The 510-nt window shown below is 68.0% G+C and carries 1 pseudogene; it reads right to left on the bottom strand.

The features are described from left to right. Window positions 1–510 (bottom strand): annotated as a pseudogene (locus PO883_RS34835) (DNA primase); the annotation flags it as partial.

Genomic DNA, 510 nt, shown 5'->3' with positions numbered 1-510 from the left:
CCAGCACTGGCGTTGCGGCCGATTTCGCGGCCCGACCGGGGGCCGACCACCCACCGACCAGGGGCCGACCGGGGGCCGACTGCGCGTGACCGTGCCCCGACCGCCGCCCGTCGTAGTCGTCCAAGGCTCCCGCATCAAGCAGGCCGGTCAGGTGCGGCGCATTGTTGCCGTCGCCGTCATACAGCATTTCATACACATAGCCCTGCCCACGCTCGGCGCGGTGCACCAGCAGGTATTCCAGCTCGGCCAGTCGCCCAAGGTGGATTTTGAGCTGGGTGTCTCCCCAGCCGGTCGCCTCGCGCACGTCCTTGCGGCTAAAGTGATACTCGGTGCGGCGGATTCCCAGCGCTGCGGCCGACGTTTCCACCAGCGTATCGACCAGGCTCAAGAGCCGACGCGTCTGCGGCGGCAGCTCGTCAAGGCTGCGGCCCAGCACCTCATGCGTCAACCGGTTGGCCTGCTCGATGTCGGACGCCGTGACCTCGATGTATTCCAGCGCCGCGCCATTGC

This window comes from Massilia sp. DJPM01 (assembly GCF_030348125.1).
GTDB lineage: Bacteria > Pseudomonadota > Gammaproteobacteria > Burkholderiales > Burkholderiaceae_D > Telluria_A > Telluria_A frigida.
The sequence above is the reverse complement of the archived record's forward strand: the minus strand, read 5'-3'. Positions and strand labels throughout refer to the sequence as shown.